Source organism: Pseudomonas caspiana, assembly GCF_040224095.2.
GTDB classification, from domain to species: Bacteria; Pseudomonadota; Gammaproteobacteria; order Pseudomonadales; family Pseudomonadaceae; genus Aquipseudomonas; species Aquipseudomonas caspiana.
Window position 1 is genome coordinate 5,825,220 of record NZ_CP167995.1, and the last position, 12,912, is coordinate 5,838,131.

At 53.1% G+C, this 12,912-nt stretch carries 12 protein-coding genes and 1 tRNA gene; 7 read left to right on the forward strand and 6 right to left on the reverse strand.

Translation table 11 applies throughout. The features are described 5' to 3' along the window. Positions 1-13 precede the first annotated feature (13 nt). Positions 14-433: a TM2 domain-containing protein gene (locus ABRP31_RS26265; protein WP_349971154.1), complete on the reverse strand. Its 420-nt coding sequence runs from the start codon at positions 431-433 to the stop codon at positions 14-16. Between the two features lie 249 nt (positions 434-682). On the opposite strand from ABRP31_RS26265, the gene ABRP31_RS26270 reads away from it, so the two are divergent. Then, positions 683-1,375, forward strand: a complete 693-nt coding sequence (locus tag ABRP31_RS26270; RefSeq protein WP_349971155.1) for a C40 family peptidase — start codon at positions 683-685, stop codon at positions 1,373-1,375. A 54-nt stretch (positions 1,376-1,429) separates the two neighbouring features. On the opposite strand, the gene ABRP31_RS26275 is transcribed toward ABRP31_RS26270, so the two are convergent. Continuing rightward, on the reverse strand, positions 1,430-2,464 hold the full coding sequence (locus tag ABRP31_RS26275) for a type IV pilus twitching motility protein PilT (protein WP_087265655.1): 1,035 nt from the start codon (positions 2,462-2,464) through the stop codon (positions 1,430-1,432). Positions 2,465-2,519: 55 nt separating this feature from the next. On the opposite strand from ABRP31_RS26275, the gene ABRP31_RS26280 reads away from it, so the two are divergent. Genes ABRP31_RS26280 through ABRP31_RS26290 form a run of 3 tightly spaced genes read left to right on the forward strand, consistent with a single transcriptional unit; the run spans position 2,520 to position 4,666 of the window. Beyond that, complete coding sequence (locus tag ABRP31_RS26280; RefSeq protein WP_349971156.1) at positions 2,520-3,206, forward strand: YggS family pyridoxal phosphate-dependent enzyme; 687 nt, start codon at positions 2,520-2,522, stop codon at positions 3,204-3,206. A gap of 22 nt (positions 3,207-3,228) precedes the next feature. Beyond that, positions 3,229-4,047, forward strand: a complete 819-nt coding sequence (gene proC / locus ABRP31_RS26285; RefSeq protein ID WP_349971157.1) for a pyrroline-5-carboxylate reductase — start codon at positions 3,229-3,231, stop codon at positions 4,045-4,047. A gap of 28 nt (positions 4,048-4,075) precedes the next feature. Next, on the forward strand, positions 4,076-4,666 hold the full coding sequence (locus tag ABRP31_RS26290; protein ID WP_087265651.1) for a YggT family protein: 591 nt from the start codon (positions 4,076-4,078) through the stop codon (positions 4,664-4,666). A gap of 299 nt (positions 4,667-4,965) precedes the next feature. Here the strand turns inward: ABRP31_RS26290 and ABRP31_RS26295 are convergent, their stop codons facing one another. Beyond that, complete coding sequence (locus tag ABRP31_RS26295) at positions 4,966-5,958, reverse strand: DnaJ domain-containing protein (protein WP_349971158.1); 993 nt, start codon at positions 5,956-5,958, stop codon at positions 4,966-4,968. Positions 5,959-6,237: 279 nt separating this feature from the next. On the opposite strand from ABRP31_RS26295, the gene ABRP31_RS26300 reads away from it, so the two are divergent. Then, positions 6,238-6,313: transfer RNA gene (locus ABRP31_RS26300), tRNA-Thr, on the forward strand. Positions 6,314-6,658: 345 nt separating this feature from the next. After that, positions 6,659-7,282, forward strand: a complete 624-nt coding sequence (locus ABRP31_RS26305) for a hypothetical protein (RefSeq protein WP_349971159.1) — start codon at positions 6,659-6,661, stop codon at positions 7,280-7,282. A 127-nt stretch (positions 7,283-7,409) separates the two neighbouring features. Here the strand turns inward: ABRP31_RS26305 and ABRP31_RS26310 are convergent, their stop codons facing one another. Continuing rightward, positions 7,410-8,357 (reverse strand): DUF4238 domain-containing protein, encoded by a 948-nt coding sequence (locus tag ABRP31_RS26310; protein WP_349971160.1) that lies wholly within the window; start codon positions 8,355-8,357, stop codon positions 7,410-7,412. Positions 8,358-8,769: 412 nt separating this feature from the next. Beyond that, positions 8,770-10,545 (reverse strand): DUF262 domain-containing HNH endonuclease family protein, encoded by a 1,776-nt coding sequence (locus ABRP31_RS26315; RefSeq protein WP_349971161.1) that lies wholly within the window; start codon positions 10,543-10,545, stop codon positions 8,770-8,772. A gap of 616 nt (positions 10,546-11,161) precedes the next feature. Between ABRP31_RS26315 and ABRP31_RS26320 the strand changes: the two genes are divergently transcribed. Beyond that, positions 11,162-11,458, forward strand: a complete 297-nt coding sequence (locus ABRP31_RS26320; RefSeq protein ID WP_349971162.1) for a DUF6124 family protein — start codon at positions 11,162-11,164, stop codon at positions 11,456-11,458. 91 nt (positions 11,459-11,549) lie between these two features. Here the strand turns inward: ABRP31_RS26320 and ABRP31_RS26325 are convergent, their stop codons facing one another. After that, a complete protein-coding gene (locus tag ABRP31_RS26325; RefSeq protein WP_349971163.1) occupies positions 11,550-12,644 on the reverse strand; it encodes a type I restriction endonuclease in 1,095 nt (364 codons plus the stop codon). Positions 12,645-12,912 lie beyond the last annotated feature (268 nt).

The following is a 12,912-nucleotide window of genomic DNA, read 5'->3' on the forward strand; positions in this document are numbered from 1 at the left end:
CCACTAACCTACGTTAACCGCGCTGGGCATTCTTGATCGAGATCTGATCGTTCAACGTCCACAGGTCATACAGCACGCCCACCAGAAACAGCCCGCCCGTGAACAGGTAAATGATCCCGGTGATCCATTTGCCTTGATACATGCGATGCACGCCGAATACACCGAGAAACGCCAGCAGCAGCCAGGCCACGTTGTAGTCGGTTGGGCCTGCCGTGAAACGCAGGTCGGCTTCGCGATCCATACCTGGAATCAGGAACAAATCGATCAGCCAACCAATGCCCAGCAGGCCCAGCGTGCAGAACCAGATCGTGCCCGTGACCGGCTTGCCGTAATAGAAGCGATGAGCGCCGGTGAAGCCGACAATCCACAGCAGGTAACCGAGCAATTTGCTGTGGGTGTCCTGACGCTGTGAATCATGTTGATAGGTGTTCATTTGGACCTCTTTTGCGCTGATAGAAAAAAATATCCGTAAAGCGTGTGACTTTTTTACCGTTGTCCGACGTATGGCAGGAACCTCTGACGCTTATAACAAACCCTTGTAACACAAGGGATTTACCCGTGTTTTGAGAGAGTTTGTCGCAGAATCTGAAACGATCGTGCCGTAATCGTTCTGTCATGAGGGGTCAGAAAACCGCAAAAAGCTGTTATAAAGTTGCGCGCTAACCCACAAGAGCCCTGCCGAATGCGTCCTTTTTTCAAGTCATGGCTAACCATCTGCCTACTTATGCCACTGGCCGCCCACGCCACCAATCGTGAGCAACAACTACCCGCGAGCTTCACCGGCTACACCGCGAAAACTCATTCTTCGCCAGCCATCGCGACCACTCAAACCACCGAGCCTGCGTCTGTCATCTCTCCACGTGGCCACAGCTCCCGGACCGTTATTTACCGCGCTCCGGCAAAGAATTCCAAAGCCGTCGCCAACGTGAAAACGCTGCCGACGCCAGGCGGGCCAAACATCAAGCAGAGCAACTCGGTCGTCAGCCGTGCTCTGCAAGCAGTCGGTACTCCTTATCGTTGGGGCGGCAACACCCCAGGTAAAGGGCTGGACTGCAGCGGTTTGGTGAAATATGCGTTCAACGACGTGGCTGAAGTCGATTTGCCGCGCACTTCCAATGCAATGGCTGAAGGCCACGGCGTGAAGGTTGATCGCAAAGATTTGAAGCCCGGCGACTTGCTGTTCTTCAACATCAAAAGCCGCAAGGTCAATCATGTCGCGATTTACCTGGGCAACGACCGCTTCGTCCACGCCCCGCGTCGTGGCAAGAAAGTCAGTGTCGACACCCTGAAGAAGCCGTACTGGAACAGCCATTACATGGTTGCCAAGCGCGTATTGCCGAAGCAGACCGCGCCGTTGCGGGTTGTTCAGCGTTGATACGCAAATCCCTGTAGGCGCTGCCGGAGGCTGCGCTTACAGGGATTCGCACTTTTAGAAATTATCCGGCACCTTGGCCTTTTCCTTCGCGGCGTCGCGGGTGATGAGGCCTTTGGCGAGCAAGTCTTTTAGACACATGTCCAGTGTCTGCATCCCCAGCGATCCACCCGTCTGAATCGCCGAATACATCTGCGCGACTTTGTCTTCACGGATCAGGTTACGAATCGCCGGGGTGCCCATCATGATTTCGTGAGCGGCAACCCGACCGCCACCGACCTTCTTCAACAGCGCCTGAGACACCACCGCGTGCAGTGACTCCGACAGCATCGAGCGGATCATGGATTTCTCCTGAGCCGGGAACACATCCACGATCCGGTCAATGGTTTTCGCCGCCGACGTGGTGTGCAGCGTGCCGAACACCAAGTGCCCGGTTTCCGCTGCCGTCAGCGCCAGGCGAATGGTCTCCAGATCACGCATTTCCCCAACCAGAATCACATCCGGGTCTTCACGCAGTGCCGACCGCAGCGCTTCGGAGAAGCCCAGTGTGTCGCGGTGCACTTCACGCTGGTTGACCAGACACTTCTTGGACTCGTGAACGAATTCAATCGGGTCTTCAATGGTCAGGATATGGTGATGACGATTGACGTTCAGGTAATCGATCATCGCCGCCAGCGTCGTCGACTTGCCCGAACCAGTCGGCCCGGTGATCAGAACCAGACCGCGAGGAACGTCGGTAATCTTGCGAAACACTTCTCCCATGCCCAGCTCTTCAAGGGTGAGGATCTTCGCTGGAATGGTCCGGAACACCGCGCCTGAGCCGCGATTGTGGTTGAACACGTTAACCCGAAAACGCGCCACGCCCGGCACTTCGAAAGAAAAATCCGTCTCCAGATACTCTTCAAAATCCTGACGCTGCTTGTCGTTCATGATGTCGTAAATCAGCGCCTGCACGTCCTTGGCATTCAATGCGGGCAGGTTGATCCGGCGCACATCACCGTCCACACGAATCATCGGCGGCAGGCCAGCCGAGAGGTGCAAGTCCGATGCGCCTTGCTTGGCGCTGAATGCCAGCAGCTCGGTAATATCCATACAGCTCCTCAATCACATAGAATGCCGCAGACTTTAGCCCTGCTGGCGCAAATCAATGTCCATGATAGCAGCGAACATTTCAACGCTCCGCGAGCGAATTAGCGCCGCCGCACAAGCCGCGCAGCGCGACCCGGCGTCCGTCGGCCTGCTCGCAGTGAGCAAAACCAAACCGGCCGAAGCCCTGCGCGAAGCGTATGCAGCAGGTTTGCGGGACTTTGGCGAAAACTATTTGCAGGAAGCGTTGGGCAAACAGCTCGAATTGGCCGACCTGCCCTTGTGCTGGCACTTCATTGGCCCCATTCAGTCGAACAAGACTCGCGCAATCGCCGAGAACTTCGCCTGGGTACATTCAGTGGATCGCCTGAAAATCGCGCAACGCCTGTCCGAGCAACGTCCGGCTGAACTGCCACCGCTGAACATCTGCATTCAGGTCAACGTCAGTGGCGAAGCCAGCAAGTCCGGCTGTACACCCGCCGACCTGCCCGCCCTGGCTGAAGCGATCAGCGCCTTGCCTCGCTTGAAGCTGCGTGGCTTGATGGCGATCCCTGAACCCACCGATGACCCTGCTGAACAGAGCGCTGCATTCGCGACTGTCAGCACGTTGCAGGCGCAACTGAACCTGCCGCTGGACACACTTTCCATGGGCATGAGCCACGACCTGGAGGCCGCCATCGCACAAGGCGCCACCTGGGTGCGGATTGGCACTGCCCTTTTTGGCGCCCGTGATTACGGCCAGCCATGACCTCTGACGCAAGGAACCCGACATGAGCAAGACCCGCATCGCCTTTATCGGCGCCGGCAACATGGCCGCCAGCCTGATCGGAGGGCTGCGCGCCCAAGGCGTCGAAGCCGACTCGATCCGCGCCAGCGATCCCGGTGCTGAAACACGCGCCAAGATCGCCGCCGAACACGGCATCACAGTTTTCGCTGACAACGCCGAAGCCGCAGAAGGTGCCGACGTGGTGCTGATCGCGGTCAAGCCGCAAGCCATGAAAGCCGTTTGCGAAGCGCTGCGCCCGAGCCTCAAGCCAAACCAGTTGATCGTATCCATCGCGGCCGGTATCACCTGCGCCAGCATGAAAAACTGGCTGGGCGAGCAACCTATCGTGCGTTGCATGCCCAACACCCCGGCGCTGCTGCGTCAGGGTGTCAGCGGCCTGTACGCCACCGAGCAAGTCAACGACGCGCAACGCGCCCAGGCCGAGCAATTGCTGTCGGCCGTCGGCATCGCGCTGTGGCTGGAAGAAGAGCAGCAACTGGACGCCGTCACGGCCGTTTCCGGTAGCGGCCCGGCGTACTTCTTCCTGTTGATCGAAGCCATGACCGCAGCAGGCGTGAAACTCGGCCTGCCACAGGACGTGGCCGCACAACTGACGATGCAAACTGCACTGGGCGCTGCGCTGATGGCGACCGGTAGCGACGTGGATGCTGCCGAGCTGCGCCGCCGCGTCACCTCGCCAGCGGGCACCACGGAAGCCGCAATCAAGTCATTCCAGGCCGGAGGCTTCGAAGCGTTGGTAGACACCGCGCTGACAGCCGCCGCACATCGTTCGGCAGAAATGGCCGAGCAACTGGGCAAGTAATCTTTTTAGGCCATTGAGGAGCAGACCGATGATCGGACTGAACACCGCTGCAATCTACGTGCTGCAAACCATCGGCAGTATGTACCTGCTGATCATCCTGTTGCGCTTCGTGCTGCAACTGGTGCGCGCGGACTTCTACAACCCGCTGAGCCAATTCGCAGTCAAAGCCACCCAGCCACTGCTCAAGCCGCTGCGCCGGATTATTCCGAGCCTGTTCGGCCTGGACATGTCCTCGCTGATCCTGGCGATCATCGTGCAAATGATCCTGATGGCACTGACCCTGCTGCTGGCTTACGGCATCACCGGCGACCCGCTGCACTTGCTGCTCTGGGCAATCATCGGCGTGACCGGGTTGTTCCTGAACATCTTTTTCTACGCCCTGATCATCAGCGTGATCCTGTCGTGGGTCGCCCCTGCCAGTCACAACCCAGGCGCGCAACTGGTCAACCAGATCACCGAGCCGCTGCTGGCCCCGCTGCGCCGGATCCTGCCAAACCTTGGCGGTCTGGACATCTCGCCGATCCTGGCTTTCATGATCCTCAAGCTGCTCGACATGCTGGTCATCAACAACCTCGCCGCCATGACCAAAATGCCGGAAGTGCTGCGCTTGCTGATGTAATCGCCTGAGTGTGGGGCCACATCCTGGCCCCACAACATCGCAATATCCTCTGAACTGCACCCGTAGGACCGGCTTCAGCCGGGGGAGCAATATGTATGGCGAAGGAGATTTTGGCGAATGTCCCGACGTCCTCCCAACTAAAACGGAACGCTGAACAGACACGCTGCGTTATCTTTCATCGCGAGCAAGCTCGGCCGCTACAGTGGAGTACGTTCTTGTGGGAGCGAGGCTTGCCCGCGATAGGGTCAACCAGATATCAACCACTGAGCTGACCCTGGAACCAGCGCGGTATTGATCCCTTAAAACTCCTCACTCCTGACATTCGAAAACTGCGAATTCCGATTCTGCAGCTTGCGCAGCGTCAGCTTGTAAACGCTCGACTTGATCCGGTCCCCCACCAGCGTCTCCTCCAGCCGAATCCGGCTCGACGCATAGGCGCAGCCGGTATCAAGCATCTTGTACTTGAGCTGGTAATAACCCACATCCATGCGCCCAAACGTAAAACGGCTGCGCGCCGGAATGTAGGCATGCCGGAAATCCCGCTTGCCGGTCGTATCCGTAATCTTCACGTACACCGCCTGCTCGCCCGCGGTGTTATCCACAGTGATCTCCGACCAGCCACCGTCACGCATCAACGGCATGCCCGCGATATAACCTGCCGTAGACGGCCAAGGCGCTCCCAAAGGGTCAACCAGCGGCGGCACACATTCCGGCTGCCCCGGCTCGACAATCTTCACGGGCGTATTAACCGGCACCGCAGCAGCAACCCTGGCCGCTTCAGCAACGGCCTCCGCCTTGGCCTGCGCCTCAGCCAGAATCGCCATGTCGTCCACCACAGCGGGTGGCGGCGGAATAGACGCCTTGCCCGCGTCGCGGTCATAACCCATCCAGGCCCCCGCGCCACAGGCAACCACAAACACCGCAACCCAACGCAAACGACTGCCGCGCCGCGCTGGCTTCGCTGATTTGGCTGACTTATTTGTGGGTTTTGCGGAAGGGCGAGCCTGCGGCCGGGCGGCGGATTGCGGCGCTGTCTGACGTCGCTGAGTCGCCGCCTGACGCGCCGACTGCGCTTGCGCAATCAAACTGGCGTCATACGCAGCACGCTTCTCGGGATTGGCCAACACGTCATGAGCAGCATTGACCACCGCCATTTGATCAGACGCGTTGGCCGAGTGATTGCGGTCAGGATGCAGCTGCTGCGCCAGCTTGCGGAAGGCGTGCTTGATATCCTCTGGCGAGGCATCCCGAGCGACATTGAGCTCGTCGTAATACGTACGTGTTCTGGGCATTGAGCTTGCTATCCATTGCGACGCGACATATTAGCAAGCTTTGCCACACCGCAAACGCCCCACACGCCAAGCTGAAGCCCAGCGCACAAACCCCAAAAAAACCCCGCCCCACCTGACGAACCGCCCTCCAGCTATGCCGCACAACGCCGATAAAGGCTCACTCCCTCAAAGCTTGCGCGACCCGACAGCGTGGAGCGAACCGCTCAGGAAATTTTTAAGCGAAATCAGTGAGCTAAGGTTTACAGGCAAAAAAAACTCTATATACTCAGCGCCCATCACGCCGGTATAGCTCAGTTGGTAGAGCAACTGACTTGTAATCAGTAGGTCCCGGGTTCGACTCCTGGTGCCGGCACCATACGCTACATCGAAAAAGGCTCACCGAAAGGTGGGCCTTTTTTGTGCGCGTGTGTTTTCTGTAGGCGCTGCCGAAGGCTGCGAAGGCGTCATCCAATACAACGACAAATGCCCCGCTATCCTCACCCTGTAGGAGCCGACTCAGACCACATTTTCAATTAAGTACCGAAAATCGTGCTCTTGCTCCGTTTTCCACAATCTTCTGTGAGCGTTGGCGGCGAAGACATCAAGGACGGCCGGAGAGGCCTCCGACACAGTGCTCAAGTGCCTGACAGATAAGCCGATAACATTCGGCGTGCCGCGCGTTGGCGCACTTGCCTACCGTATCAATACTCATGGAGAGACTATGCTTCGCAACACTGCTGCAATCACAATGTTATCGACCTGCATGCTGTTTGCCGGTTGCGTAGCGCCACAGTCTGCTTCACAGAGTGCGCCTGTGCAGCTTGAGCCCTTGGGCCAGATCATTCCCCAAAATACTGAGCGCACTGCGATGATCGAGCGAATTATCGCCAGTGACCCAACTGTTATTTCATCGCACAAACCGGTACTCAATCCAACACAAAGTAACGATAGTCGTATTGCCATGTTGCGTAAGGAAATCGGATTCACGTTACCTGACAGCTATTGGAAACTTTACAAACAAAACCTGGAAGCCCTTCAATTCGACCTTAACCATCAGCATGATGCTGCTCGCGAGCAGTACATCAAGACTTACAACGACGAGCTGGATCGGGTAGACAGCAGCACGCTTCAGGTGATGTCGACCGCACCCAAAACATTGGATGAAAAGACCAGGCAACAATGGAGTACGCGTATGAACGATCGACTCATACAGTACGTAATGACCAGTGAGGAGTCATTCAAGATTGCAAAGCAGGCTCATATTGACCGCATGACCGCTATGGACCGGCAATACGATGTCTGTTCGCGCAAAGCCGATTGTTGGGACGCTCCAGCTGGCCAATAGAAACGGAATAGACATCTTTGATTAACTACGGAGGAATAGGTACAAGGGACAGGGTAAGACTACATTTTCAATTAAATACCGAAAACCGTGGTCTGACCCCATTTTTCTCCCAAACCCCACAACCGGTCTACTTGCTTTTCGAAACCCTAGAAAATAAATCTCTTAACTGTTTCCTAGCAACATCCGTGAATGCCAGCCTTGGAGAGCCGATCTCGACCTTGTCTCCATATTTTATAGAATACCTTTCTATGTAGTCAGGTCGAACCGACTCTATATATCGATAAGAATTCTGGTGGTATATTTTAAGCGCGAACGACAATCTCTCCTTCGATTCAGAATAGACAAACTTATCAGCCTGTATAAACTGCCAGTCATTATTTTCCAGCGCGAACTGCCTAATATCGACCTGACAAGCCTGATTGAAATACACCAACAGATACTTAGGTGATATAGGAAGAGCGACAAAATCCCAATCAATAATCGGCAACGAATGACCAACCTGTGAAGTCGAGTCAGCCCCATAGTTTCTCTGAACAACTGGTACATCACCGATTACAAAGCATTCTGATGATTTTCTCTGGACCAGTACAATCATGTGTTTTTTTGCTAGGAGAGCTTCATAGAGCTCCACTCCTTTCAGAATGGATTTAAGGAAGTCAGTATGCGCAGTTTCCTTTATTACTGAATGTTCCCCATCAAATGCGCTTGAGATATCCTCCTCAAAATTCTCTAACTGCTTTAGAACGGCTGGCACCCTCAACATCTGAGCAGAAACAAATCTACGCAAATCTCGCTGTTCTTTAAGCGTCAAATTATTGATTGATGAGTCACATATTATTTTGTCTATGACACTTGCACCGGAATCATCGATCTCACCAAAATAGCTTTTTTCAAGGCAAACTCCTCCATCGGAAAACCTATATAAATATCTCTCACTTGCAACCTTTGCTATGCTGCTACTCAATGACAACCCAGAATATTTATCGATGAAATTTATTTTTTTCTTATGTTTGTCAAATGTAAAATTCTTTAGTACACCTTTTGGAACATAGTGGTGCTTTTTTGGATCAGACATATACATGCACTTCCTTGTCATCATAAACAAAACTATTCATCAAGTTATATTTCATATCAGAAATCCGAGCAAAACTGTCAAATCAGCAACCCTCTAAGGGTACCTCGGATTGCCATCTTCCTACTATTTAACAAAATCTCTTAGCATATGATCTTAAAGAAATACCCGCTGCTACTTAAAGTAAAAATCGCATTTCTTTACCGCTCTCATAGAGCGAGACTGAACACTTAATAAACTTGAATTATTAATTTTACAAATTTGATTAGTGTTCGCGTTGGCTTTTGGACTCACTTGGTTGATGCACAGATTGGCTGCGTACGGGATTGCGTAAGGCCCGGCGCTGAGAGGTCCGCCGGGGCGCAAAGATTTTTAGGCTGTGCACGTCAATAAACGCAGACGTCCACCGCCCGGTTCATGGGAGTTCTAGATACTCGGGATTCCAGCGTTGTAGGCAGAACTTGATGATTTTTTTTCCACGTGCGTCGATGGAGTTGGCAGCCCATTTGCCGTTGACAATGAAACTGTCCAGTTCGTTCTGAGTCTTGTAGGGGGCCTTCTTGAAGTAACTGGAGTTCTTCACTTGGATGTTGCTGTTGCCTTTCGACGAATTGGCAGAGGCGGGGTCGAAGGTCAGGTTGCCGAGCCGGTTGATATGGTCTTCGAGGAACTTTTCATTCAAGGTCGGAAGTATAGAAGTGTTACGGACAATACCCAGCTCTTCGGGGTTTTGCGCAGCAATGTGTTCTATCGTCAGGTTGGTGCGCCTGGTGGCGTCTCTGTACTCACGCTCCGACATATCGGCGCAGATGGGTTGTTCTGTCTGGCGGAGATGGTTTTCATACTTCCAGAACAGATAGCTCATGTCCTTGGAGTGCATGTACTCATAAAAGTTGGTGTACTGCAGGTTTTCCTTGAAGAACTTGTTGGGACTGTGGTGGCTGAGCAGGGCCGTGAGCTTATCGAACAACGGGGTGAATTTACCCGCAAAATCTCTTGCCGCGCCGAATAATGCCGGCTGGCCGGTATTCGAACGCGCCTGTTGAATCGAGAAGACACGGAAGCTGTACATCTCCAGATACTTGCAGGTCAGGTCGAAGTTGGCCTTCGTGGGCAAGGTGTCCAGCTTGTAAGCCTTGATCAGCAGCGGATAGAACGTGCCAAGACGGTCCAGGCAGACAAGGTCTCTGAAGCCTTCGCTTTGCGACTGCATCAGCAGCCTGAGGATGGTGAAGCTTTCCTTCAACTCTTTGCTGAAGCGATCGATGAAGCTTAGGGCTTCATCCTTTTTGTTGGAGTTGATGAGCGGGTTGATCTTATTGCGTATGTAGTTGACCGGTTGCTGATAGTCGCTCTTGTCGCTCCACTTTTCGAACGCAATGCAATGGTATTGGAGTGCCGAGTCCTCCGACAGCTTTTCATCAAATTGCTCGAGTTCCCGATAGATTTCCGTGAAGCGTTCCTGAATGGAGCGAAGGTGGATGTCGACGTCCTCACCGGTAGCCAGGTAGGTCTTATACATAAGGAAGCTCTTGATCTTCTCCAAGTGAGTCAAGCCCTTGCCACGATCATTGGTGGTTTCGAAGATCAGCGTTGCTTCCGCCGTGTCTTTCACGGAGTACGTCAGGACTTTGGTGTGTGAGTCCAGCTTGGTCTTCAGCTCCAGTAGTTCGTCGACCGACTTTTTCGCTAGCGCTTCGGAAAAGAATCGTTTGGCGCTGTAAAGCCGGCGCTGTGATGGCGTCGTGATGTAGTCCGCGCCATCCTGATCTTCGAGGATGTAGTCTTGGAAGAAGTCGTTGTCGGGAGAAATAGCGTTGAGTTTGCTGCGGTTCCGACTCTTGATGTACGTTTCCGTAACGAGATCAAGCCCTTTGTCCACAAACTCCTCGGCGCCCAGCCTATTCACTAGCTCGTCAAGCAAGGCTTTCATGAAAATGATGATAGTGGTGATGCGCTGCTGGCCATCCACCACGTCAATGACATCGTAGCCTTGCATTTTTTCATCCCGCTCCTGGAACAGGATGGTCCCTAGGAAGTAATCGCGGCCTAGCGACTGGTTCTCTATATCTTCAAGGAAGTCCGGGAGCTGGCGGGTCTTGTCCCACGCATATGCTCGTTGATAGTCAGGGATGCTAAATACCTTTCTTCCATCGAAAAGCTCCTTGAGTTTCTTTTGTCCATTTTCCATTTGGGGATCTCGGCGGGGATCGAAGTAGCGTCATGATATCAAAGTGCCTTTATCTAAGCAGATGCTTGTGCCTGCTGTAAAGTAGGGCGGCAAATACACGGTGGGGCAGTCGGGAAATCTGAGGTCGTTATTCCTCGATTGCTGCACCGTTAAGTTGTGGCTGCCTGCTGCCTGTCGCCATGGTCAACTTTTGGCGTGCCTTTCTTGATGTTTTTGCGATGCAAAAGCCAGCCGCGATCATTTGAATATTATTCAGTGCAGCTACCCAACAATCAGAAACAACCTTCAGCCCCAAAACCCGCGGCCTGTAGGACCTTTCTGAAAATTCAGGATATGCTCTGCGTCCGCTTGTAGATGCCTGACGGGGCGACTACCTTCCTGCCTGTCGTTGATTTCAACGATCGGGTTTAGTCGCCCGCCTAATGTCTGGTCGCAGTGCGGTCCACCTTCATTGCCCGTGTCCCACGACACGGGTGATGGCGCTTTATGGTGGCTGTGCAAGGGGCACCTTCGGGTGCGCCGGGCTGCCTGACTCCCGGTCGACTAACCCGCGCACAGCCGCCACCCTTTGTTTAGTCGCAAAGAGTGATGGCTCAACTATGTCGGGAGAGTCACCATGATCAGATCCACGCCACATCCCCCTGCTAAGCCCATAAAGCAAAACCTCGTCAGCAATACCAACCTGGGCAACCTCAGCCTGTTCACTGTAAAGCCCGATATCAAGATCGAAGACGCGCTGGTTCTCGCATCGGAATATCTAAGCTGCGCCGCCGCTACGGCGTATGAAACGGCAGACAACAGCACGCTGGAATTTCGTCCGTTGGCGAGATCGGTTGTGCATCAGATCGAGGCTGCAAGAGCGCTGGTTGAGGCTTCGGTGGCGGGGTTGGAAAATTCTAGAAGCAAGAAGTAGCTGCCAAAAATATCACCACCCGTTTTAAGTCGTAGCGGCACGGTGTGACAGTGGCCGGAGAAGTCATACCGGCTACTGTCACTATCCGCGGCTAAACCTCCGCGAAGAGTTTTGCAGTAGCGCGCAAACTTTCTGCGTGGAGAAAAATATCATCAATAGATTCAATCGCATGACGAGTCTCTTTCTTCTCGCTGTCGAATATTCCCAAGTATTTTTGGGTTCGATTGAAGTGTAAACGGGCGATAGGCTTTCTATTATTGTCATCCAAAAGCACCCCGAAATAGCTTTGAGTATCTCGAGGAACGATACGCCTGGCTTCCACCTCGGAACGTACGATAGCTTTAATAATATTAAACCCCTCGATCTCCTCCTGAGTTGTAACCACCTTGTCCTTATCGTCGAGGATAGATTCTGCCTTTCCAGAAACTGGCGTTTCAACCTTGACCTGACTGATAATCACCGGCTGGCTAGAGCCGCTGATTGCAGACTTCAGTCTATCGTTAACCTGATCGCTGAGAAACTGTGCTGTTGCCTTACGGGTAAGCACTGTGAATTGCTCACGCACTTTCTGGGTGACTGCGCCTTCATACACGCGGCCTGCGAAAAATTTTACAAAGTCCTCATCCGGACTAGAGAACTGATTCGCCAATTCACGCTTGATTTGGCCTACATATTTCAGCTCGCCTGCTGCACTAATAATTGACTCTACATCAAACGCACTCTTTGTTAGCTTCTGCAACTCAGGCACCGCGTGATCATCTATATCCAACAAATCGAATTCAAGAAATGGCTTATCATCCATTTTATTAGGCGCGTCCAGGTCGGTGAAAAACTTATAGACCTGGCCATTGGTTAGAATTGAAATGCGAGCTGTCGTGACGTGAAAATAACGAAAAAGCTGGCCTGCATGATTTATGTTCAGCGGTTCACCAATCTTTTTCGCCTCGATAAGTATTTGGATCTGCCCGTCTTTGAGTATTGCGTAATCAACCTTCTCAACTTTTTTGGTACCGACGTCAGCAGTAAACTCGGGTACCACTTCAAGCGGATTGAATACATCGTAACCCAGCACAGACTGAATAAACGGCATGATGAAAGCGTTTTTTGTGGCTTCTTCAGTCTGAATTGCAGACGCCTGTTGGCGTATTTTTGCGGCCAAACCCGCAAGTTTTTCCTCGAACTCCATGTCACTCTCCAAGAGTAAATGCGCAAATACCTTGCTTCCCAAGCACCACTAGCACAACGACATCACCACTAAGTTATAACCCGCCGATGCTGTTGGCACCAGAAAAAATAGTTCATGTGTAACTGCCGTATAGAAAACATCTTTATGAGAATCCTAAGCATCTGTTAATTAAGGTATTTCCTTCGTATCCCTTCAAATCGATGCAATTGCGTCCGGAGACCAAAGCGTCAGCAAACAAACATCTTGCTCATAACCTACCTTCAGCTTG